The organism is Microbacterium sp. (genome assembly GCF_035687345.1).
Taxonomy (GTDB): domain Bacteria; phylum Actinomycetota; class Actinomycetes; order Actinomycetales; family Microbacteriaceae; genus Microbacterium.
In genome coordinates this window covers 1-20,645 of the sequence record NZ_DASRXZ010000019.1, presented here as the reverse complement: position 1 = coordinate 20,645, position 20,645 = coordinate 1, and the positions used below count along the sequence as shown (strand labels likewise).

The 20,645-nt window shown below is 68.3% G+C and carries 21 protein-coding genes and 3 tRNA genes; 10 read left to right on the top strand and 14 right to left on the bottom strand.

Translation table 11 applies throughout. The features are described 5' to 3' along the window. Nucleotides 1–15: 15 nt before the first annotated feature. Nucleotides 16–99 (bottom strand) — tRNA-Leu (locus tag VFF97_RS01935). A 188-nt stretch (nucleotides 100–287) separates the two neighbouring features. On the opposite strand from VFF97_RS01935, the gene VFF97_RS01930 reads away from it, so the two are divergent. The 7 genes from VFF97_RS01930 to pknB all read left to right on the top strand — a co-directional run bounded on the left by VFF97_RS01930 (nucleotide 288) and on the right by pknB (nucleotide 9,208). Then, on the top strand, nucleotides 288–1,034 hold the full coding sequence (locus VFF97_RS01930) for a DUF3662 and FHA domain-containing protein (protein WP_325031805.1): 747 nt from the start codon (nucleotides 288–290) through the stop codon (nucleotides 1,032–1,034). Continuing rightward, complete coding sequence (locus VFF97_RS01925; protein WP_325031804.1) at nucleotides 1,031–1,558, top strand: FHA domain-containing protein FhaB/FipA; 528 nt, start codon at nucleotides 1,031–1,033, stop codon at nucleotides 1,556–1,558. The genes VFF97_RS01930 and VFF97_RS01925 overlap by 4 nt, the downstream gene beginning before the upstream one ends. Nucleotides 1,559–1,576: 18 nt before the next feature. Continuing rightward, complete coding sequence (locus VFF97_RS01920) at nucleotides 1,577–2,818, top strand: PP2C family serine/threonine-protein phosphatase (protein WP_325031803.1); 1,242 nt, start codon at nucleotides 1,577–1,579, stop codon at nucleotides 2,816–2,818. Beyond that, entirely contained in the window at nucleotides 2,815–4,212 is a 1,398-nt protein-coding gene (locus VFF97_RS01915; protein ID WP_325031802.1) for an FtsW/RodA/SpoVE family cell cycle protein, read from the top strand. The genes VFF97_RS01920 and VFF97_RS01915 overlap by 4 nt, the downstream gene beginning before the upstream one ends. Then, complete coding sequence (locus VFF97_RS01910; RefSeq protein WP_325031801.1) at nucleotides 4,209–5,666, top strand: penicillin-binding protein 2; 1,458 nt, start codon at nucleotides 4,209–4,211, stop codon at nucleotides 5,664–5,666. Before VFF97_RS01915 ends, VFF97_RS01910 begins: the two co-directional genes overlap by 4 nt. Next, nucleotides 5,663–7,414, top strand: coding sequence for a serine/threonine-protein kinase (locus VFF97_RS01905; RefSeq protein ID WP_325031800.1), 1,752 nt, complete (start codon nucleotides 5,663–5,665; stop codon nucleotides 7,412–7,414). The genes VFF97_RS01910 and VFF97_RS01905 overlap by 4 nt, the downstream gene beginning before the upstream one ends. A gap of 72 nt (nucleotides 7,415–7,486) precedes the next feature. Next, nucleotides 7,487–9,208 carry a Stk1 family PASTA domain-containing Ser/Thr kinase gene (gene pknB / locus VFF97_RS01900; protein WP_325031799.1) on the top strand — a complete coding sequence of 574 codons (1,722 nt, stop codon included), beginning with the start codon at nucleotides 7,487–7,489 and terminating at the stop codon, nucleotides 9,206–9,208. Between the two features lie 37 nt (nucleotides 9,209–9,245). On the opposite strand, the gene VFF97_RS01895 is transcribed toward pknB, so the two are convergent. Genes VFF97_RS01895 through VFF97_RS01885 form a run of 3 tightly spaced genes read right to left on the bottom strand, consistent with a single transcriptional unit; the run spans nucleotide 9,246 to nucleotide 10,860 of the window. Next, the gene (locus tag VFF97_RS01895; RefSeq protein WP_325031798.1) at nucleotides 9,246–9,893 is read right to left on the bottom strand and encodes a glutamine amidotransferase-related protein; all 648 of its coding nucleotides are present in this window, start codon (nucleotides 9,891–9,893) and stop codon (nucleotides 9,246–9,248) included. Further along, nucleotides 9,890–10,045, bottom strand: coding sequence for a hypothetical protein (locus VFF97_RS01890; RefSeq protein WP_325031797.1), 156 nt, complete (start codon nucleotides 10,043–10,045; stop codon nucleotides 9,890–9,892). Before VFF97_RS01890 ends, VFF97_RS01895 begins: the two co-directional genes overlap by 4 nt. Then, nucleotides 10,045–10,860, bottom strand: a complete 816-nt coding sequence (locus VFF97_RS01885) for a class E sortase (RefSeq protein ID WP_325031796.1) — start codon at nucleotides 10,858–10,860, stop codon at nucleotides 10,045–10,047. The genes VFF97_RS01890 and VFF97_RS01885 overlap by 1 nt, the downstream gene beginning before the upstream one ends. Before the next feature lie 52 nt (nucleotides 10,861–10,912). Between VFF97_RS01885 and VFF97_RS01880 the strand changes: the two genes are divergently transcribed. Then, the gene (locus VFF97_RS01880) at nucleotides 10,913–11,152 is read left to right on the top strand and encodes a cell division protein CrgA (protein ID WP_325031795.1); all 240 of its coding nucleotides are present in this window, start codon (nucleotides 10,913–10,915) and stop codon (nucleotides 11,150–11,152) included. A gap of 143 nt (nucleotides 11,153–11,295) precedes the next feature. On the opposite strand, the gene VFF97_RS01875 is transcribed toward VFF97_RS01880, so the two are convergent. Together VFF97_RS01875 and VFF97_RS01870 are read right to left on the bottom strand one after the other, a co-directional pair. Beyond that, nucleotides 11,296–12,216, bottom strand: coding sequence for a rhomboid family intramembrane serine protease (locus VFF97_RS01875; protein WP_325031794.1), 921 nt, complete (start codon nucleotides 12,214–12,216; stop codon nucleotides 11,296–11,298). Nucleotides 12,217–12,245: 29 nt separating this feature from the next. Further along, nucleotides 12,246–12,803 carry a peptidylprolyl isomerase gene (locus tag VFF97_RS01870; RefSeq protein ID WP_325031793.1) on the bottom strand — a complete coding sequence of 186 codons (558 nt, stop codon included), beginning with the start codon at nucleotides 12,801–12,803 and terminating at the stop codon, nucleotides 12,246–12,248. A gap of 95 nt (nucleotides 12,804–12,898) precedes the next feature. Between VFF97_RS01870 and VFF97_RS01865 the strand changes: the two genes are divergently transcribed. Further along, entirely contained in the window at nucleotides 12,899–13,483 is a 585-nt protein-coding gene (locus VFF97_RS01865; protein ID WP_325031792.1) for a DNA helicase, read from the top strand. Then, nucleotides 13,480–13,977 (top strand): YbaK/EbsC family protein, encoded by a 498-nt coding sequence (locus VFF97_RS01860; protein ID WP_325031791.1) that lies wholly within the window; start codon nucleotides 13,480–13,482, stop codon nucleotides 13,975–13,977. The genes VFF97_RS01865 and VFF97_RS01860 overlap by 4 nt, the downstream gene beginning before the upstream one ends. Here the strand turns inward: VFF97_RS01860 and VFF97_RS01855 are convergent. The 8 genes from VFF97_RS01855 to VFF97_RS01820 all read right to left on the bottom strand — a co-directional run. Beyond that, a complete protein-coding gene (locus VFF97_RS01855; RefSeq protein WP_325031790.1) occupies nucleotides 13,974–14,399 on the bottom strand; it encodes an NUDIX hydrolase in 426 nt (141 codons plus the stop codon). The two genes, VFF97_RS01860 and VFF97_RS01855, sit on opposite strands and share 4 nt — an antisense overlap. A gap of 111 nt (nucleotides 14,400–14,510) precedes the next feature. Next, nucleotides 14,511–15,809, bottom strand: coding sequence for a type II toxin-antitoxin system HipA family toxin (locus VFF97_RS01850; protein ID WP_325031789.1), 1,299 nt, complete (start codon nucleotides 15,807–15,809; stop codon nucleotides 14,511–14,513). After that, nucleotides 15,806–16,078, bottom strand: a complete 273-nt coding sequence (locus tag VFF97_RS01845; RefSeq protein ID WP_325031788.1) for a helix-turn-helix transcriptional regulator — start codon at nucleotides 16,076–16,078, stop codon at nucleotides 15,806–15,808. Before VFF97_RS01845 ends, VFF97_RS01850 begins: the two co-directional genes overlap by 4 nt. 163 nt (nucleotides 16,079–16,241) lie before the next feature. Then, nucleotides 16,242–16,317 (bottom strand) — tRNA-Ala (locus tag VFF97_RS01840). 11 nt (nucleotides 16,318–16,328) lie between these two features. Continuing rightward, a tRNA-Ile gene (locus VFF97_RS01835) sits at nucleotides 16,329–16,405 on the bottom strand. An 83-nt stretch (nucleotides 16,406–16,488) separates the two neighbouring features. Next, nucleotides 16,489–16,893: a DUF3566 domain-containing protein gene (locus tag VFF97_RS01830; RefSeq protein WP_325031787.1), complete on the bottom strand. Its 405-nt coding sequence runs from the start codon at nucleotides 16,891–16,893 to the stop codon at nucleotides 16,489–16,491. Further along, nucleotides 16,890–19,550: a DNA gyrase subunit A gene (gene gyrA, locus VFF97_RS01825; protein WP_325031786.1), complete on the bottom strand. Its 2,661-nt coding sequence runs from the start codon at nucleotides 19,548–19,550 to the stop codon at nucleotides 16,890–16,892. The genes VFF97_RS01830 and gyrA overlap by 4 nt, the downstream gene beginning before the upstream one ends. Before the next feature lie 32 nt (nucleotides 19,551–19,582). After that, on the bottom strand, nucleotides 19,583–20,645 hold a 1,063-nt coding region (locus tag VFF97_RS01820; protein WP_325031785.1), incomplete at its 5' end, for a toprim domain-containing protein.

The following is a 20,645-nucleotide window of genomic DNA, read 5'->3' as shown; positions in this document are numbered from 1 at the left end:
CCTCTCGTCGATCTGTGCGCGAGGGGGGAGTTGAACCCCCACGCCCTTTCGGGCACTGGCACCTGAAGCCAGCGCGTCTGCCTATTCCGCCACTCGCGCGAGTCGCCGCAACGGATGCCGCGAACTCAACTTCCCGAGGATATCACGCACCGCCGCGCGGGCCGAACGGAGGCGACTCCTCCCCAGGCGACCTCGTGGGAACGTTCTCCCGAATCCACAGGGCTTCAATGGTCAATTCAGCCGGGGCAACTAGCATGTACCCACCGGTCGCCTGCCTGAGGAGACGTGTGGGACTACTTGACAGCTTCGAGAAGGGTCTCGAGCGCGCCGTGAACAGCGCGTTCGCGAAGACCTTCCGCAGCGGCATCCAACCCGTCGAGATCGCATCCGCGCTGCGGAGTGAACTCGACAAGAAGGCCGCGGTCGTGAGCCGCGACAGGATCCTCGCCCCGAATTCGTTCACGGTGAGGCTGTCGCCCACCGACGACGACCACATGCGCGCCATCGGCCCCGCGCTCGAGGAGGAGCTCGACGGGATCGTCCAGAAGCACGCCAAGTCACAGGGGTACTCGTTCGCGGGTCCCGTGACAATCTCGCTCGTACGCGACGAAGAGCTCTCGACGGGCACGCTGCGCGTCGACTCGTCGACCGCGCAGGGCCGTGTGTCGTGGCGCGGCGTCGTCGAGGTCGAGGGCAAGCGGCATCCGCTCGTCAAGGCCCGCACCGTGATCGGCCGCGGCAGCGACGCCGACATCACGATCTCCGACGCCGGCACGAGCCGCAAGCACGTCGAGATCCTGTGGGACGGCGAGCGCGCGATGGTCCGCGACATGAACTCGACGAACGGCACGCAGCTCAACGGCCGCAAGGTCACCGAGGCCGCGCTGCCGCCCGACTCGACGATCCGCATCGGTCGCACCGACATCGTCTTCCGGGTGATCGCCCAGGCGTCGCCCACGGCACCCCCGCGTCCGCCGCTGCCCGACGATCGCACGCGCGCCTTCGGTCTACCCGACGGAGGCCCCCAGGCATGAGCGAGCTGACCCTCCTGCTGCTGCGCATCGGGTTCCTGCTGCTGCTGTGGTTCTTCGTGTTCGCGGTGGTGTACTCGCTGCGCGCCGATCTGTTCGGCGTCAAGGTGAGACGGATGCCCGAGCCCGCGCCCGCGGCCGCGCCGGCTCCTCGGGCCGACGCGAACTCGACCCGCCCCGCGGCGCCCGCCGCGCCGAGCTCGCCGTCCGGGCCGAAGGTCCCCGCGACCACGTCGAATGTGTCGCGCATCGTCATCACGAGCGGTCCGAAGGCGGGGCTCGAGCTTCCGCTCGGCAACGAGCCGCTGACCATCGGCCGATCGAGCGAGTCGGGCCTCGTCATCCGCGACGACTACACCTCGAGCCACCACGCGCGACTCGTGCTGTGGGGCGATCAGTGGATGATCCAGGACCTCGACTCGACGAACGGCACGTGGCACGACGGCGTCCGCGTCGCAACGCCCGTGCCGGTTCTCGTGGGCGCTCCGATCAAGGTCGGAGCGACGACCTTCGAGCTGCGGAAGTAGCGGGGAGAACCACGACGCATGGTCTTCGAGGGCTCGAGTGCCGCCATCTCGCACACCGGGAAGGTCCGGTCCAACAACCAGGACTCCGGTTACGCGGGCTCGAACCTCTTCGTCGTCGCCGACGGCATGGGCGGTCACGCGGGCGGTGACGTCGCGTCGAGCATGGCGATCAACCGCCTGGCAGAGCTCGACCGCCCGTTCGAATCGACCGCCGAAGCCGAGCGCGCCCTGCGCGAGGCGATCACCGAGACGGCGGGCGACCTCATCGACACCGTCCGCGCGCGCCCCGAGCTCGCCGGCATGGGCACCACGGTCAGCGCGCTCATCATGGTCGACGACTACGCCGTCATCGCGCACATCGGCGACTCGCGCGTGTACCTCTATCGCGACGGCGCGCTCACCCAGATCACGACCGACCACACGTTCGTGCAGCGCCTCGTGGACTCCGGCCGCATCACGCCCGAGGAGGCCCGCTTCCACCCCCGGCGATCGGTGCTCATGCGCGTGCTCGGCGACATGGACGCCGACCCCGAGCTCGACACGTTCATCATGCCGACGCAGCCCGGCGACCGGTGGCTCATCTGCTCCGACGGGCTCTCGGGCGTCGTCGACGACATCCACACCGCGCGGGCGCTCGGGCAGGGCATGGCGCCCGGCCGCACCGCCGACAACCTGCTCAAGCAAGCGCTCGACGGAGGCGCCCCCGACAACGTGACGATCGTGATCGTCGACGTCGGCGGACAGCATCCGATCTTCTCCGGAACCCCCACGATCGTCGGCTCGGCCTCGAACCCCGAGGGCGTCGAGGTGCCGGCCGCTCGCCCGAGCCGCGGCGGCTGGCTGCATCCGGTCCGTCAGGCGGCGAACGAGCCGACGCACTTCGAACCCGCTCCCGAGTACCTCGAAGAGCTCATCGAAGAGGATCGCCGACGTGCGCGGCGGCGCCGTATCGGGTGGACGATCGGACTCGTGCTCGTCCTTCTCATGCTGGCGGGCGCGGCGTTCGGGGCGTATCAGTGGACGCAGACCCGCTACTTCGTCGGCGCCGATGAGGACACCGTGGTGATCTACCGCGGCATCCAGCAGGACATCGGGCCGATCAGCCTGTCGACGCCGTACATCGACACGGGGATCTCGCTCGAAGACCTCACGCTGTTCGACCGTGTCACCATCGAGAACACGATCACCGCACGGTCGCTCGCCGACGCCGAGGCGATCGTCGACAGGATTCGAGACAGAGCGGAGGTGAACAGCAGATGACATCGACCCAGCCGTCGTCGCCCACCGAGGCGATCAACGCCGACACCACCGTGCTCCGCGCTCTGCGCCGCCTGCGCGTGCCGCAGACCCACCGCAACCGCGAGCTGTTCCTCCTGCTGTTCGCCTTCGTGCTGACGGGCGGCGCGATCACCCTCGTGCAGCTCGGGGCGCGCGGCGCGATCGACGTGTCGTTCCTGATGCTGTGCGGCGGGCTGATGGTGCTCGTCATCGTGCTGCACATCGTGCTGCGGCTGCGGGCGCGTGACGCCGACCCGTTCGTCGTGCCCATCGCGACCCTGCTCACCGGCATAGGCCTCGCGATGATCTACCGCCTCGACCTCGCACGCAATCGCGAGGGGTGGGAGTCGTACTCCATCCGGCAGCTCGCGTGGGCGGCGATCGCGCTCGCGCTCGCGATCGCGGTCGTGATCGCGCTGCGCAACTATCGGGTGCTCTTCCGCTACACGTATGTGTTCGGATTCCTCGGCGTCGTGCTGCTGATCCTCCCGATCATCCCGGGGCTGGGCACCGACGCGAACGCCGACGTGTGGGTGTCGCTCGGCTTCTTCAGCTTCCAGCCTGGCGAGCTCGCCAAGATCGCGCTCGGCATCTTCTTCGCCGGATACCTCGTGCGCACGCGCGAGAGCCTCACGTCCGTCGGCACGAGGTTCCTCGGCATCACGTGGCCGCGTGCCCGCGAACTCGGCCCGCTACTCGTGTTCTGGCTGCTGTCGCTCGGGATCATCGTGCTGCAGCGCGATCTGGGCACCGGCCTGCTCATCTTCGGCATGTTCGTCGCGATGCTGTACGTCGCCACCGGCAAGACGAGCTGGGTCCTCATCGGTGTCGTGCTCGCCGCGGCGGGTGCGTTCTTCGCGTCGCGCGTGCTGCCGTACGTCGGCGGCCGCTTCACGAACTGGCTCGACGCCTTCAACCCCGACCTCATGGACGGCAGCAGCTTCCAGCTCGTCAACGGCATCTTCGGGCTCGCGCACGGGGGCCTGATCGGCACCGGACTGGGCCAGGGCCGCCCCGAGCTGACGCCCGTCGCAGAGAGCGACTACATCTTCCCCGCGCTCGGCGAGGAGCTCGGTCTCGTCGGCGTGTTCGCGCTGCTGTGCCTCTACATGGTGTTCGCGAGTCGCGGCATCCGCATCGGCCTCGCCGGCCAGGACGACTTCGGCAAGCTGCTCGCGACCGGCGTGTCGTTCACGCTCGCGCTGCAGGTGTTCATCATGGTGGGCGGCGTGACCCGCCTCATCCCGCTCACGGGTCTCACGACGCCGTTCCTCGCGGCGGGCGGCTCGTCGCTCGTCGCGAACTGGATCATCGTCGCTCTTCTGCTGCGGATCTCGGATGCCGTGCGCCAGCAGCCCCGGGTGGTGATCGGATGACCAAGGAACTGCGCCGCTTGAGCATCCTCATGCTCATCATGTTCCTCGCGCTGTTCGCGTCGACGAGCTGGATCCAGGTGGTCGAAGCCGACGCGCTCACGGCCAACCCCGCGAACCGTCGCGCGCTGTACGACTCGTACGAGGTGCAGCGCGGCTCGATCATCGCGAGCGGCATCCCGATCGCGAGCTCCGTGCCGTCCGATGACGTCTACTCGTGGCAGCGCCAGTACCCCGACGCGCCGATGTGGGCGCACGTGACCGGATGGATCAACCCCGCGCTCGGCTCGTCGACGGGCATCGAGCAGGCGATGAACCAGGCGCTCAGCGGCACCTCCGGATCCCAGTTCTTCTCGCGCATCGAGCGGATCATCACGGGCCAGCCCCCGCGCGGGTCGAACGTCGTGCTGTCGCTCGACGCGAACGCGCAGCGCGCGGCGTACGAGGCGCTCGGCACGCTCCAGGGCGCGGTCATCGCGATCGAGCCGGCGACCGGCCGCATCCTCGCGATGGTCTCGAGTCCGTCCTTCGACACCAACGTGCTGGCACAGCATGATCCGGATGCCGCGCTGGCCGCCTATGACGCGCTCGACGCGGAGCCCACGCATCCGCTCTACGACCGCTCCATCGGCGGCGACCTGAACCCGCCGGGTTCGACCTTCAAGCTCGTCGTCGCGAGCGCGGCGCTCGCGTCGGGCGACTACACGCCCGAGTCGCAGTTGCCGAACCTCGCGGTGTACCGCCTGCCGCAGTCGAGTGCGGTCGTATACAACGCCGGCGGCGGCACGTGCGGAGGCGGCGCGACGGTCTCGATCGCGGATGCCCTGCGGCTGAGCTGCAACATCCCGTTCGCACAGCTCGCGGTGGAGCTGGGCGACAACGCCATCCGCGAAGAGGCGGAGAAGTACGGATTCAACATGTCGTTCGACGTCCCGATGACGTCGACGCCGTCGAGCTACCCGCGGGCGCTCGACGACCCGCAGACGGCGCTGACCGGATTCGGCCAGGGTCAGGTCACGGCGACGCCGCTGCAGATGGCGATGGTGTCGGCGGGGATCGCGAACCGCGGGATCGTCATGAGCCCACGGTTGGTCGACCGCGTGATCGGATCGGACCTTTCGGTGCAGGAGACGTTCGACGATGTCGAGTTCGGGCGGGCGCTCGAAGACGACCTGGCCGCGGAGATGATCGCGATGATGGTCGCCAATGTCAATGAGGGCGCCGCGTCGGGTGCAAGAATAGACGGGGTCGACGTGGGCGGGAAGACCGGCACCGCGGAGAACGGACCCGGCAGACCCTACACGTTGTGGTTCACCGGGTTCGCGCCTGCGGACAACCCGCGGGTGGCTGTCGCCGTCGTCGTGGAAGACGGCGGAGGACAGGGTCAGTCGGGGAGCGGCAACACGATCGCGGCGCCTATCGCGAAGAGGGTCATGGAGGCGGTGCTGGGCAGATGAGACCGACGCAGGGTGTGACCTTCGGCGGCCGTTACGAGCTGGATTCTCGGATCGCCATCGGCGGGATGGGCGAGGTATGGGAGGCGACCGACCACGTCATCGGCCGCACCGTGGCCATCAAGATCCTCAAAGACGAGTACATGGGCGACCCGGGCTTCCTCGAGCGGTTCCGCGCCGAGGCCCGCCACGCCGCGCTCGTCAACCACGAGGGCATCGCGAGCGTCTTCGATTACGGCGAGGAGAACGGCTCCGCCTTCCTCGTGATGGAGCTCGTCCCGGGTGAGGCGCTCTCTACGATCCTCGAGCGCGACGGCTCGCTGTCGACGGACAAGACGCTCGACATCGTCGCGCAGACCTCCGCCGCGCTGCAGGCCGCGCATGCGGCGGGCCTCGTCCACCGCGACATCAAGCCCGGCAACCTCCTGATCACCCCCGACGGGCGCGTCAAGATCACCGACTTCGGCATCGCGCGCATCGCCGACCAGGTGCCGCTGACCGCGACCGGCCAGGTCATGGGCACGGTGCAGTACCTCTCGCCGGAGCAGGCATCGGGGCATCCGGCGTCACCCGCCACCGACATCTACTCGCTCGGCATCGTCGCGTACGAGTGCCTCGCCGGCAAGCGTCCGTTCACGGGCGAATCGCAGGTCGCGATCGCGATGGCGCAGATCAACGAGCAGCCTCCGCCGCTGCCGCCGACCGTCGCCGCGCCGGTGCAGAACTTCGTGATGGCGATGATCGCGAAGAAGCCGGAGGATCGTCCGGCGTCGGCCGCCGCCGTCGCCCGCGCGGCGACCGCGCTTCGTCGCGGTGACGTCGCGGCGGCCGCCGCCGCTGTCCCGGCGATCGCCGGGGCCGCCGCAGCCGCGGGCGCCGACGACGTGACGATGCTGCTCACGCCCGGGGGCGACCCCGGTTCGACGCAGCTGCTGACCTCCGCTTCTCCCGCCCCGGTCGAAGGGGAGGAGGAGCCGCAGAAGAAGAAGCGCAGCCCGTGGACGTGGCCGCTCATCGCGCTGATCGTGCTGCTCCTGCTCGTGCTCGGTGGCACCATCTGGGCGCTGTTCGCCAACCAGGGCGGCGACCCCGACCCGACGCCGTCGTCGCCGACCAGTACCTCGACCCCGACACCGACGCCGACCGAGACCGAAGACACGCGCGTCAACCTCGACGCGCTCGCCCTCGTCGGCATGAACTGCGACGACGCGCTGGTCACGGCGACCGAGGCGGGCCTGCGCCCCACTCGCGCCGCGGGCTCGGCGGCCCCCACCGCCGCGCAGGTCAACACCGTCGAGGCGACGGATCCGGCGGGCGGCAACGTCGACCGGGGTTCGGCGCTCAGCGTGATCTGCTTCGGCGAGCAGACGAGCATTCCCGCCCCGCAGGCGGGCCCGACGATCAACAACGGCGCGCAGCCCGTGCAGGGCACGACGGTGCCGGTGACGTGGCAGTCGGCATCGTGCCCGGCGGGCACCGGCAGCCTGAGCAGCTTCACCGTGACGATCACGGGCGCCACCTTCGTGCAGGGCGGCTCGACGTCGCGCGACTTCGGTCCGAGCGAGCTGTCCGCCGACATCGTGGTCGTCAACCAGCCGAACGCCCAGGTCACCGCGACGTACGTGTACACGTGCAGCGGCGGATCGGGCGGCGAGCAGAGGTCGTCGGCGCCGTCGCCGACGACGAGCACGACCACCCTGCCGACGCCCGACCAAGGCGGCGAACCCGACCCCGAGCCGACCGAGGGCTGACGCGTCGATCGACGCGCGGCGGACACCCCGCGGTCGGTTAGGCTGACTCTGTTTCGATCCCAGGGAGTGACCGTGATTGCTGAGACGCGCGTGCTTTCGGGGCGCTACCGCGTCGACGAGCAGATCGGTCGGGGCGGGATGGCGACCGTGTACCGCGGCTACGACCTGACGCTCGGGCGCCAGGTCGCGATCAAGATCCTCGATCGCGAGCTCGCCGGCGACAACGCCTTCCGCACGCGGTTCAGGCTCGAGGCGCAGGCCGCCTCTCGCATGGCGCATCCCACGATCGTGCGCGTGTTCGACGCGGGCGAGGACTCCGAGACGGCGCCGGACGGCAGCATCCGCTCTGTCCCCTACATCGTCATGGAGCTCGTGAACGGGTCGCTCCTCAAGGACATCATCGCCCAGGGTCCCGTGCCGGTCGCCGACGCCGTGCGTTACGTCGACGGCATCCTCGAGGCGCTCGAGTACTCCCACCGCGCGGGGGTCGTCCACCGCGACATCAAGCCCGGCAACGTCATGGTGACCCCGGCAGGCCAGGTCAAGGTCATGGACTTCGGCATCGCGCGAGCGGTGTCCGACAGCTCGTCGACGGTCGCCGAGACGACGCAGATTCTCGGCACGGCCGCGTACTTCTCGCCCGAGCAGGCCAAGGGCGAGCCTGTCGACGCCCGCGCCGACCTCTACTCGACCGGCGTCGTGCTGTACGAGCTGCTCACCGGGCGGCCGCCGTTCCGCGGCGAGAGTCCGGTCGCCGTGGCGTACCAGCACGTGAGCGAGGCGCCCACCGCGCCGTCCGAGGTCAACGAGACGGTCCCACGAGCGCTCGACGCGGTCGTGCTGCGGGCCCTCGCGAAGGATCCGTTCCAGCGCTATCAGGACGCAGCGACGTTCCGCGAGGCGCTCGACGCGACGATCGGCGGGCGCAATCCGTCACGTCGTCAGGTCGGGGCGCTGACGAGCGAGCTGTATGGGCCCAATCCGCGGCAGGCCGCAGAGACCGCCCGCTCCCTCCGCCAGCTCAGCACCGACTCGACGATGAAGCGCACGCAGGCCGGCCCTCCGGTCGCATGGATCTGGGCGGGTGTCGCGGTGCTCGCGGTGCTCCTCATCTCGGTGCTCTTCTGGGTGCTCACAATCCGCCCGGGCGGCGACGTCCCGGCATCCGCACGCATCGTTCCCGACGTGACCGGCATGACCTACGAACGCGCCACCGTCGAACTCGGCGAGGAAGACCTCATCGCACGACGCATCGATGAGCCCAGCACCGAGGTCGCCGCGGGCATCGTCATCCGCACCGATCCGGAGGCGGATGTCTCGGTCGCGGTCGGCCAGGAGATCCGCGTCTACGTGTCGAGCGGGCAGGAGACTACTACCGTCCCCGTGCTCGAGGGACTCGGTCGCGACGCGGCGAGCGACGCGCTCACGGCGGCTGGGCTCACTCTAGGCACCGTCACGAGCCGGAACGATCCCGATCTCGCCCAGGGCATGGTGATCTCGTCCGATCCCGCGACCGGCGCGGAAGTCGCGAAGGGATCGGCGGTGAATCTCGTTGTCGCATCCGGACAGGTGACGATCCTCGACTATCGCGGCTACACGGTCGAAGCCGCCCGAACGGCGCTCGAGGCGCCCGACATCAGACTCACGGTCGACACGCTGGAAGATCCGACGTGTCCTGCCGTCGACCCGCCGATCGTGTCGCAGCAGTCACTTCCACCCGGCGACGTGCCCGTCCACTCGACGATCACGCTCACGTACTGCACGGGTGCGGCGGGCGGAGAGCCGGAGGAGTAGCGCGTCCCGCGCACTCCGAGCGATCCGTCAGAGCAGATCAGCGACGCGGATGCAGCGCGGCGCCGCGGGCCGCGGCATCCGTGAATCCCACCGACGCCAGCCAGTTGCCGAGCAATCGGTACCCACCCTCGGTGAGCACGCTCTCGGGGTGGAACTGCACGCCCTCGATCGGAGCGTCGCGGTGTCGCACGCCCATGATGACGCCGCTGTCGGTGCTGCTCGTGACCTCGAGCTCGTCGGGAAGGGTCTCGGGCACGATCGCCAGCGAGTGGTAGCGCGTCGCCACGAACGGGTCGGGCAGGCCGCCGTACAGCGGGTGGCCGCCGTGGTGCACGAGCGAGGTCATGCCGTGCATGAGCTCGGGCGCATGATCGACGCGGGCGCCGAACGCCTCGCCGATCGCCTGGTGCCCGAGGCACACGCCGAGAAGGGGCACCTCCCGTGAAGCCGCCTCGCGCACGACGGCGATCGAGGCGCCGGCGCGCGCGGGCGTTCCCGGTCCCGGCGAGACGAGCACGGCGCGGTACCCGTCGATCGCACCGGCCGCTTCGCCCTCGTGGATCGCGTCCGCCTCGATGAGGTCGGTGTCGGCTCCCAGTTCGTGCAGGTAGCCCACGAGCGTGTGGACGAAGCTGTCCTGGTTGTCGACGACGAGGACACGCTCGCCGCGCTGATCGTCGCTCATTCGACCGTGACTTCCTGCGGGATGATGAACTGACTCACCCACGGGAAGACGTAGTAGAAGAGTCCGAAGAGCACAGCCGCGAGCAGCACGAGCAGGATGATCACCCTCACCCAGGCAGGACCGGGGAGGATGCGCCACAGGGCTGCGTACATCAGGCCGCTCCTTCGGTGAGCGAGGCGGGCGGGCCGGCCGAGCGTGGCGTGAACGACTCGAACACGCTGTACGCCACGATCCGCTCGGCGAGCCCGAACATGGGGCTGCAGCTCGTCATCGTCATGTACGCCGTCGTCGCCTCCACGATGTCGGGCCTCTGCGGCACCGGCAGCAGCACGTCGACCTCGTCGGGTCGCACGTACTCGAGCGTGCGGAAGCGGTAGGTGTACCAGCCGTCGGGCGTCTCGATGACGATCGCGTCACCGACGCGGAGCTCCGCGATGCGGTTGAACGGCTTGCCCCACGTCGTGCGGTGCGCGGCGACGGCGAAGTTGCCCGGCTCGCCCGGCATCTGCGTGCCGGGATAGTGTCCGATGCCGATCGTGTCGAGCGTCCGCGCGCGGCTGACGCCCCCCGCCATCTCGACCGCGTAGTCCGGCCCGAAGCGCGGCACGCGCATGACGGCGAAGACTTCGGCGTCGGCGGGCTCGGGAAGGATGATCGGATCCGCGGTGGTCGGCGTCTCGCCCGAGGCATCCGGTTCTGTGGTCGGCAAAGGGTCGGGGTCGGATGCCTCGTAGCTCTCCTGCCACTCAACGGACCGCTCCTGGCCGGCCGCGTTGCGCTCGGCACCGAAGATCCAGTCACCGATCCACATCTGCCACGCGACGTAGAGCAGCACGACCACGCCGACGGTGATGAGGATCTCGCCGAGGACGCCGATGACGGATGCCCGAGGCCGATCGGGACGGCGTCGATCGGCCGCACGTGCACGCTGCGCGTCGGCCGACTCGACGGGTGCGTCGTCGTCCACAGGTGGATTCTATTGATCGGTGCTGGAGCCGCGCTGACAGTAGACTGTCGGCATGGCACGTGCAGGCAAAGACGACGACGCCCTCGTCGAACGCGGCGAAGGCGACGCCGCCCCCAACCCGGTGTGGTTCAAGCCCATCATGATCGGGCTCATGCTCGTCGGGCTCGTGTGGGTGCTGGTCTTCTACCTGAGCGGCAACAACTACCCGATCCCCGGCATCGAGGGCTGGAACCTCGTGATCGGCTTCGGCATCGCGTTCATCGGCTTCCTCATGACCACGCGCTGGCGCTAGCCGCGGCATCCGACTCTTCGAAAGCACCGTCTTCGGGCGGTGCTTTCTCTTATCCACCGATGTGTCCACATGTGGGTAATTACATCGGTGTGATTCATCCCCACGTGTGGATGAACCTGTGGATAACTATGCGCGTGAACGCATCACAGGTAGAAGACAGCGGGGATCACGAGCAGTGCGAGGAGCACCACGGTGAGGCCGACGAGGAGTCCGACCTGGAGCGGGCGCTGGCGCAGCTGACGGGTGCGCGCGTAGATGAATCCGACGAGGGCGCCGGCGATGAGCCCGCCGAGGTGCGCCTGCCACGAGATGCGGATCGCGCTCAGCGCCATCGCGAACGACCCGCTGCCGATCGCGCCGATGAGCGCGAACACGAAGGGCAGCGCGAGGTTGATGCCGATGATGATCGCGATGCCGCGCATGTTCGCGCCGATGTGGCGCCCGATCACGAGCAGGGCTCCGAACAGGCCGAAAACGGCACCGGATGCCCCGACCACCCAGGTGAAGGGAGCGAGGAGCGCCACGGCGACGGATCCGCCGAGCCCGCTGATGAGGTAGAGCGCCAGGAAGCGCCATCGCCCGACGAGAGGCTCGAGGCTTCGGCCGATCATCCACAGCGCGAGCATGTTGAGCCCGACGTGCCAGAACCCGTCATGGACGAGCAGCACCGTGAACAGTCGCCACGGCTGGAAGGGAACACCGCTCGCGGGAAGCACGAACGCGCTGTTGTATGCGAGCCAGGCCTCGGCGTTCAGCCCCGGGATGAGGGTGACGATGTACGCGACCACCGTGATCCCGATGATCGCGTACGTCACGAGCGGCCGCGTGTCGACCGGCACCGCCACGGGCCGCGCCGTCGCCCAGCGACGCTCGGCCTTTCGCTGCGCAGGGCTCTGCGCGCCCTGCTGCTCGCGAAGGCACTCCGGGCAGATCACGCCCACGGGCGCCTGGGTCTGGCACTCGGGGCAGATCGTGCGCAGGCACCGCTGGCAGAGCACGAAGCTCTGCCGGTCCGGGTGCCGGTAGCAGTAGTCGTCGCTGTTGCGAGGCTCGGCCGAGGTCACGGGTGGTCGCGATCGGTCTCAGGCGTCGGTCAGACCGCGACGACGTCGATCGAGGAGATGACGACCGGGTCGACCGGGCGGTCGCCTGCGGCGGTGGGGACACGGGCGATCTCATCGACGACCGAGCGCGAGTCGTCGTCGGCGACCTCGCCGAAGATCGTGTGCTTGCCCTGCAGCCACGGGGTCGGGTCGGTGGTGATGAAGAACTGCGAGCCGTTGGTGCCCTCGACCGCGCCGGTGATCGCGTTGCGGCGCAGACCGGCGTTCGCCATCGCGAGCAGGTACGGCTTCTGGAAGGTGAGCTCGGGGTGGATCTCGTCGTTGAACGTGTAACCCGGACCGCCGACGCCCTGACCGAGCGGGTCGCCGCCCTGGATCATGAAGCCGGGGATGATGCGGTGGAAGATGACGTCCTGATAGAGCGGGCCCTCGCCCTTCTGCCCCGTCGCCGGGTGCGTCCACTCCTGCGAGCCGTCGGCGAGACCGATGAAGTTCTGCACGGTGCGAGGTGCGTGGTCTCCGTACAGGTTGACGACGATGTCGCCGTGGTTGGTGTGAATGGTGGCGACGGCGGTGTGCTGAGGCATGCGTACATTCTCTCAGAGTTCTCCGCAAGCCCTTCCGCCTCGATCCAGGTCTGGCAAGATGGGAGACCGACACGCCCATGCGTAGGGAGGGCCCCGTGAGCAAGAGCCGCAAGCGCAAGAAGGAACTCCGCAGACTCCAGAACCAGGCGAACAACCTGTGGGAGTCGCAGCAGGTACTGTTGGCCGAGGCGGCCACTGTGGCGAAGGAAGCCGGCCGCCAGCTCGGCAACTACGGCCGCGACGAGCTCGTGCCGACGGTGAAGCAGAAGTACGACCGCTACGCCGCGCCTTATGTCGACAAGGGCATGAAGTTCTCGAAGACCGTGCTGACCGACAAGGTGGTCCCCACCGCCGGTGCCGTCGTGGGCGCTGGACTCTCGGTGTGGGACGCCGCCAACGACACGCGCGCGCGCCTTGCGGCCGGACGCGGGTTCGGCGGACTCGACGCGAAGAAGTACGCCAAGAAGGCCGACGCGTACGGCAAGAGCGCGACCAAGGCCCTCGCCGCGAAGCTCGCGCCCGCACCGCCCAAGAAGAGCGGACTCGGTGCGAGCGGGATCATTGCGATCCTCATCGGGGTGGCCGCCGCCATCGGCGTCTTCTACGCCGCGTGGCAGACGCTCCGCGCCGACGATGAGCTCTGGGTCGCGGACGACCCGCTTCGCGCGCCGGACGCGTGAGTCAGGGCGACGCCGATCCGCTCGAGCGGGCGAGGTCCGCGGCATCCGCTCTCGGCCTCGAAGTCGAGTTCCGCGAACGTCCCGTCGCGAAGAGCCTGCCCGAAGCGGCTGAGCTCTTGGGCATCGCGCCGGCCGGCATCGTGAAGACGCTGGTCGTCAAGCGCAGCGACGACACGTACCTGTTCGCGCTGGTACCGGGTGACCGCGCGATCTCGTGGCCTAAGCTGCGTGCGGTCGTGGGTGTGAACCGCCTGCAGCTGCCGGATCCCGAGCGCGCGTTCGAGGCCACGGGCTACGAGCGGGGCACCATCGTTCCGATCGGGAGCACGCACGCGTGGCCCGTGTACGCCGACGAGCGCATCACCGGGCAGCGCATCGCGATGGGCGCGGGTGCGCACGGGTACAGCATGTTCGTCGACGCGGATGCGCTCATCGAGGCGCTCGGCGCGACCGTCGCCGACATCTCGCAGGTCGCGGGGGAGCCGGCCGCCTAGGCGAGCCCGGCCATGCCGAGCGCGACGTCCACGACCTCGACGCGCTTGAGCTCAGGGATCGTTTCGAGCGGGAACCACTCGGCGCGGTCGGTCGAGCCGTCGAGCTCGAAACGCAGATCGCCACTGACGACCGACGCCCGGTACACGATGCGAAGTGCGTGGAGCGGACCGACAGCGCCCGCCGAGATGCGCCGCGCCGCGGGGATCACGCGTGAGTGGATGCCGAGCAGCGCATCGACGCGCACGGAGTAGCCGGTCTCTTCGAGCACTTCGCGCAAGACGGCGTCGGCCGGATCCTCGCCCGGATCGAGGCCGCCGCCGGGGAGAGTCCACGCCGCATGATTCGGGTCGTTCCAATGCGCGAGCAGCACGCGCTGGTCGTCGTCGGTGATGACCGCGTAGGCGGCGACGCGCAGATCCACGCGACCACCCTACTCATCCGACTCGCCACGACGGCGGAGCCGTGATCACGGAGCCACTTCCTCGTCGGCCAGACCGTCGACCCGGGCTTCGGAGCGTGACCGAGGTCGGGATCACAAGGGGCGCGCGAGCTGGCGGATCAGCGAATCCGAGCGCTCGCCGGCCTTCTCGACGAGCGTGCCCGCGAAAGCGGCGTCGTCGCCCGTGAGATCAGCCTCCCGCGCCGCTTCGCTCAGCGCATCCGGCAACCCGGTGACGATGTGCCTCGCGCGGTCGATCACCCAGTCTTCCGCCAGCCCGATTCCCGCCGCCTCGCGGACGATGTGCCTCGGCTCGATCTCGAATGTCCGATAGTGCCCCGAGTACGACATCGCGAGCTTCGCCTTGCGGTTGTTGATCTCGGGGTACGCGAGGGCCGAGCCGAGGTCGTACAGCGGCGCGAGTCGCGGCGGAGCTGTTCGACTGGGGGGGTACAGCAGCGCGTAGTTCTTCGAGTGCGCGTCGGTTCCGAGGGCGGCCCAGTTGAAAAGGGTCGCCTCGAAGAAGCGCTCCACGCTTCGCGCCGCCGCCGAGCCGAGGTACTCCCGCATCATGGTGCCGATCTCGGCGATGCCGGGACCGCCCTCGTTCTGGTACTTCGCGGATGGATGCGTTCCCGTCGCCTGTGCGAAGTCTTCCTGGTGCAAGCGTATGATCTCGCCCTCGGCTGGGCGGATCCGATCGAATCGCTTCACCACGATCGCGGTCTCTCCGTCGAATCGCATGACACGACTCTCCGCCACTTGGAGACCGAGGAGATGCGCAGCGCGCAGGGAGAGGTGCTCGTTGAGATCGCTCCGTTCGAGACCCTGCACCCCGGGTTTCACGATGTGCGTGGATGCCATGCGACCGGCCGGGAGCCCCCATGATCCGTCGGCGGCGCGAAAGAGCGTGAACTTCGATTGAGCACCTGCCAGGGAGAAGTACCCGGCGTCATCGTCCGAGGTGACCCATGCCGACGGGTCCTTCCGCAGTTCACGCAGGTGCGCGGCGATCCCCGCATCGTCGATGGGCTCCACGCCGCTCTCTCCCGTGAGCACGGCTTCGTCATAATCGTCGCTCGGCACCAGTTGCACCGCGCCCGCGGTGTCCATGCCGACATGGCCGAGCACCGCGAGGGGGTTGCGGGGCGATACGCCGAACCGCCTGCCCCAGCGCTCGAGGACCTCGTCACTATCGGGCAGCAGATTCCACAAGTAGTTGCCCGGCGCCGTCCCCACATGGCGAACGCGACTCTTCGGCAGCGACAGCGACAGCTCGATGCGGCCCGCCGAGCGTTGCCAGGCTGCGTCGTACTCCAGCGTGATCTGGCCCCCGTCGCGCTGCTCGAACCATCCGACACGGGTCCCGCGGAGGTAGACGGTCAACCTCATAGCTCGCTCGCACCCGATGCGTCGGGCTCGCTGAGAAACATGGGGTCCGGGTCCTCCTCTATCGCATCGACTTCCACGTAGAGGTCCAGCGCGTCCAGCAGTCTGATCAGGTCGGCGATGCTCGCGCTGCCGGCGTGGCCGGACTCGAAGCGGACGACCCACTGTCGCGCGCGACCGACGCGCTCGGCGAGTTCCTGCTGAGTCATTCCGAGCTCGACACGGCGATCGCGTACGATGTTGCCCCAGTCTCGTGCGGTCGCGACGAACATGTGGACTCCGGGCGGTGCGGTCGTGTACGAAATCTACGACATGAATGGTGATGTACGAGAATTCTGACATCTCATATCACGTACGTCAATTCGTACATGCTTGAACCCCGGCGGCGGGTGAGAAGACAAGAAGACGGATGCCGCAGCATCCGTCTTCTGTGCGTGGTGGAGCCTAGGAGATTCGAACTCCTGACATCCTGCTTGCAAAGCAGGCGCTCTACCAACTGAGCTAAGGCCCCGGGGCTTGGGATGGTGGGGCTACCAGGACTTGAACCTGGGACCTCTTCATTATCAGTGAAGCGCTCTAACCGCCTGAGCTATAGCCCCGTTTCGGAAGGCGACGCGTGCGTCGCAACCTCCAAGACTTTACCCGACCCGAGACGAATTTCCGAATCGGAGCGGGCGCAGCATCAGTTCGACGTGAAGCCGACGAGCAGCCCCCCGGTGATCTTCACGGCGAGGTTGTAGATGCCGGCGATCACGGCACCCATCACCGTCACGACGACGAGGTTCAGGATCGCGACGATCGACGCGAACGCCATGACCTGCGGCAGGCCGATGAAGGTCGTGAGCGACACTCCGCCGTCAGACAGGCTCTGGAAGAACTCGTCCACCGTCCCGATGAGGCCCGTCGTCTGCACGACGAGGAACATCAGGAAGAACGCCACCACCGTGACGATCGCGATGGCGACGGCGGCGAGGAAGGAGAGCTTCACCGCCGACCAGAAGTCGATGTAGACGAGGCGCAGGCGCACCTGCTTGGCGGTCGTCTTGTGACTGGACTTGCGGGCGAGCTTGTCGGCGACAGTGGTCATGCTTCAGGACTCTCTTCGGGGGTCTCGGGGGAGGACCCTTCACGGGATTCGGGAGCCGGGTTCACGTCGGCGTCCGCGGGGGCGGTGGTGGTGGCATCCGCCGTCTCGGTGAGTCCGCGTTCGCCGTTGCGCGCGATCGCGATGATGCGGTCGTCGTCGTCAGGGCGGGCGAACACGACACCCATGGTGTCACGGCCCTTGGCGGGCACCTCGGCCACGGCAGAGCGTACCACCTTGCCGCTGGCAAGAACCACCAAGACCTCGTCGTCCTCACTGACGATGAGACCGCCCGCGAGGTCGCCGCGGTCCTCGTTCAGCTTGGCGACCTTGATGCCCAGACCGCCGCGTCCTTGCGGGCGATACTGCTCGACCGCGGTGCGCTTGGCGTAGCCGCCTTCGGTGACGACGAACACGTATCCATCGTCCGAAACGACGGATGCCGACAGCACGCTGTCGCCGTCGCGGAACGACATTCCCTTGACGCCGCCGGTCGCGCGGCCCATCGGGCGCAGCGTCTCGTCGGTGGCGGCGAAGCGCAACGACATGCCATGGCGGCTGATGAGGAGGATCTCGTCGTCCTCGTTCACGAGCATCGCGCTCACGACCTCGTCGCCGTTCTGCTCGTCGCCGATCGCCTCGTCGCCCTCGTCGACGTCGCCCGCGCCGCCGCGGAGCTTGATCGCGATGACGCCGCCCTGGCGGTTCGTGTCGTACTCGGTGAGTCGCGTCTTCTTGACGAGACCGTTGCGCGTGGCGAGTACGAGGTACGTCGCGACGTTGTAATCGCGGATGTCGAGGATCTGCGCGATCTCCTCGCCCGGCTGAAGCGCGAGCAGGTTCGCGACGTGCTGGCCCTTCGCGTCGCGGCCCGCCTCCGGCACTTCGTACGCCTTGGCGCGGTACACGCGGCCCTTCGTCGTGAAGAAGAGGAGCCAGTGGTGGGTCGTCGTCACGAAGAAGTGCTCGACGACGTCGTCGGCGCGAAGCTGCGCACCCTTGACGCCCTTACCGCCGCGGTGCTGCGACCGGTAGTTGTCGCTGCGCGTGCGCTTGATGTAGCCCTCGCGTGTGACCGTGACCACCATCTCCTCTTCGGGGATGAGGTCTTCGATCGACATGTCGCCGTCGAACCCGGGAAGGATCTGCGTGCGGCGCTCGTCGCCGTACTTGTCGACGATCTCGCTGAGCTCGTCGCGGATGATGGAGCGCTGGCGGATCGGGTCGGCGAGGATCGCCTGGAAGTCGGCGATCTGCGCCTCGAGCTCGGTCGCCTCGTCGACGATCTTCTGACGCTCGAGGGCAGCGAGGCGGCGCAGCTGCATCTGCAGGATCGCGTCGGCCTGGATGTCGTCGATGTCGAGGAGCTGCTTCAGGCCCTCACGCGCATCGTCGACCGTGGGCGACCGGCGGATGAGCGCGATGACCTCGTCGAGCGCATCGAGAGCCTTGAGGTAGCCGCGCAAGATGTGCATGCGCTCCTCGGCCTTGCGCAGACGGAAGCGCGTGCGGCGCACGATGACCTCGATCTGATGATCGATCCAGTGCGCGACGAAGCCGTCGAGCGCCAGCGTGCGCGGCACGCCGTCGACGATCGCGAGCATGTTCGCGCCGAAGTTCTCCTGCAGCTGCGTGTGCTTGTACAGGTTGTTCAGCACGACCTTCGCGACTGCGTCACGCTTGAGCACGATCACGAGGCGCTGACCAGTGCGGTCACTCGTCTCATCGCGGATGTCGGCGATGCCGGTGATGCGGCCGTCACGCGCGAGGTCGCGGATCTTGACCGCGACGTTGTCGGGGTTCACCTGGTACGGCAGCTCGGTGACGACGAGGCACGTGCGGCCCTGGATCTCCTCGACGTTGACGACGGCGCGCATCGTGATCGACCCGCGGCCGGTGCGGTACGCGTCGCGGATGCCGCGCGTACCGAGGATCTGCGCCGCGGTCGGGAAGTCGGGGCCGTGGATGCGCGACATGAGAGCCTCGAGGAGCTCTTCGCGCGTGGCATCCGGATGCTCCAGAGCCCACAGTGCGCCGTCGGCGACCTCGCGCAGGTTGTGCGGCGGGATGTTCGTCGCCATGCCGACCGCGATGCCGACCGACCCGTTGACGAGCAGGTTCGGGAAACGCGCCGGCAGCACCGTCGGCTCCTGCGTGTGGCCGTCGTAGTTGTCCTCGAAGTCGACGGTCTCCTCGTCGATGTCGCGGACCATCTCCATCGCGAGCGGCGCCATCTTGGTCTCGGTGTACCGCGGGGCGGCGGCCCCCTGGTTGCCGGGCGAGCCGAAGTTGCCCTGGCCGGCCGCGAGCGGGTAGCGCATCGACCACGGCTGCACGAGACGGACGAGAGCGTCGTAGATCGCGGCGTCGCCGTGCGGGTGGTACTGACCCATGACCTCGCCCACGACGCGCGCGCACTTGGAGAACGCCTTGTCAGGGCGGTACCCGCCGTCGTACATGCCATAGATCACGCGGCGGTGCACCGGCTTCAGGCCGTCGCGCACGTCGGGCAACGCGCGCCCGACGATCACGCTCATCGCGTAGTCGAGGTAGCTGCGCTGCATCTCCAGCTGCAGGTCGACCTGGTCGATGTTGCCGTGGTTGTGACCGGAGTCCTCGGCGCCCCCGGTCATCGAGCCCGTCGAAATGTCGTCAGTCATTCGCTCTCAGTTCCGTATCGTTCGCACTCGACTCAGATGTCGAGGAAGCGCACGTCCTTCGCGTTTCGCTGGATGAAGCCGCGGCGCGACTCGACGTCTTCGCCCATGAGGATCGAGAAGATCTCGTCGGCGGCGGCCGCGTCGTCGATCGTGACCTGAAGGAGCGTGCGGGTCTCGGGATCCATCGTGGTCTCCCACAGCTCCTTCGGGTTCATCTCGCCGAGACCCTTGTAGCGCTGGATGCCGTTGTCCTTCGGGATGCGCTTGCCGGCCGCGATGCCCGCCTCCAGCAGCGCGTCGCGCTCGCGGTCGCTGTACACGTATTCGTGCTCGGCGTTCGACCACTTGAGCCGATAGAGCGGCGGCTGCGCGAGATACACGTAGCCGGCCTCGATGAGCCCGCGCATGTAGCGGAACAGGAGAGTGAGCAGCAGTGTCGTGATGTGCTGGCCATCGACGTCGGCATCCGCCATCAGGACGATCTTGTGATACCGCGCCTTCGAGACGTCGAAGTCCTCGCCGATGCCCGTGCCGAACGCCGAGATCATCGCCTGGATCTCGTTGTTGCCGAGCGCGCGGTCGAGCCGGGCCTTCTCGACATTCAGGATCTTGCCGCGCAGCGACAGGATCGCCTGCGTTTCGGGGTTGCGGCCGCGCACGGCCGAGCCGCCGGCCGAGTCGCCCTCGACGAGGAAGATCTCGCTGATCGACGGGTCCTTGCTCGTGCAGTCCTTCAGCTTGTCGGGCATCGACGCCGACTCGAAGACGCTCTTGCGGCGGGCCGTCTCGCGCGCCTTGCGTGCCGCGAGGCGCGCGGTCGCGGCGTCGATCGCCTTGCGCACGACGTTCTTCGCCTGCTGCGGGTTGCGGTCGAACCAGTCGCCGAGGCGGTCGCCGACGACCTTCTGCACGAAGGCCTTCGCCTCGGTGTTGCCGAGCTTCGTCTTGGTCTGGCCCTCGAACTGCGGCTCGGAGAGCTTGACCGAGATGACGGCGGTGAGACCCTCGCGCACGTCCTCGCCGGAGAGGTTCTCGTCCTTGTCCTTCAGCAGGCCCTGCGCACGGGCGTACCGGTTGACCAGCGCGGTGAGCGCG

What these genes read in the sequence shown, in the direction of transcription:
- VFF97_RS01925 (WP_325031804.1), top strand. Translation starts at nt 1,031, where the DNA reads ATGAGCGAGCTGACCCTCCTGCTGCTGCGCATCGGGTTCCTGCTGCTG.
- VFF97_RS01920 (WP_325031803.1), top strand. Translation starts at nt 1,577, where the DNA reads ATGGTCTTCGAGGGCTCGAGTGCCGCCATCTCGCACACCGGGAAGGTC.
- VFF97_RS01915 (WP_325031802.1), top strand. Translation starts at nt 2,815, where the DNA reads ATGACATCGACCCAGCCGTCGTCGCCCACCGAGGCGATCAACGCCGAC.
- VFF97_RS01910 (WP_325031801.1), top strand. Translation starts at nt 4,209, where the DNA reads ATGACCAAGGAACTGCGCCGCTTGAGCATCCTCATGCTCATCATGTTC.
- VFF97_RS01905 (WP_325031800.1), top strand. Translation starts at nt 5,663, where the DNA reads ATGAGACCGACGCAGGGTGTGACCTTCGGCGGCCGTTACGAGCTGGAT.
- VFF97_RS01895 (WP_325031798.1), bottom strand. Translation starts at nt 9,893, where the DNA reads ATGAGCGACGATCAGCGCGGCGAGCGTGTCCTCGTCGTCGACAACCAG.
- VFF97_RS01890 (WP_325031797.1), bottom strand. Translation starts at nt 10,045, where the DNA reads ATGTACGCAGCCCTGTGGCGCATCCTCCCCGGTCCTGCCTGGGTGAGG.
- VFF97_RS01880 (WP_325031795.1), top strand. Translation starts at nt 10,913, where the DNA reads ATGGCACGTGCAGGCAAAGACGACGACGCCCTCGTCGAACGCGGCGAA.
- VFF97_RS01870 (WP_325031793.1), bottom strand. Translation starts at nt 12,803, where the DNA reads ATGCCTCAGCACACCGCCGTCGCCACCATTCACACCAACCACGGCGAC.
- VFF97_RS01850 (WP_325031789.1), bottom strand. Translation starts at nt 15,809, where the DNA reads ATGAGGTTGACCGTCTACCTCCGCGGGACCCGTGTCGGATGGTTCGAG.
- VFF97_RS01845 (WP_325031788.1), bottom strand. Translation starts at nt 16,078, where the DNA reads ATGTTCGTCGCGACCGCACGAGACTGGGGCAACATCGTACGCGATCGC.
- VFF97_RS01830 (WP_325031787.1), bottom strand. Translation starts at nt 16,893, where the DNA reads ATGACCACTGTCGCCGACAAGCTCGCCCGCAAGTCCAGTCACAAGACG.
- gyrA (WP_325031786.1), bottom strand. Translation starts at nt 19,550, where the DNA reads ATGACTGACGACATTTCGACGGGCTCGATGACCGGGGGCGCCGAGGAC.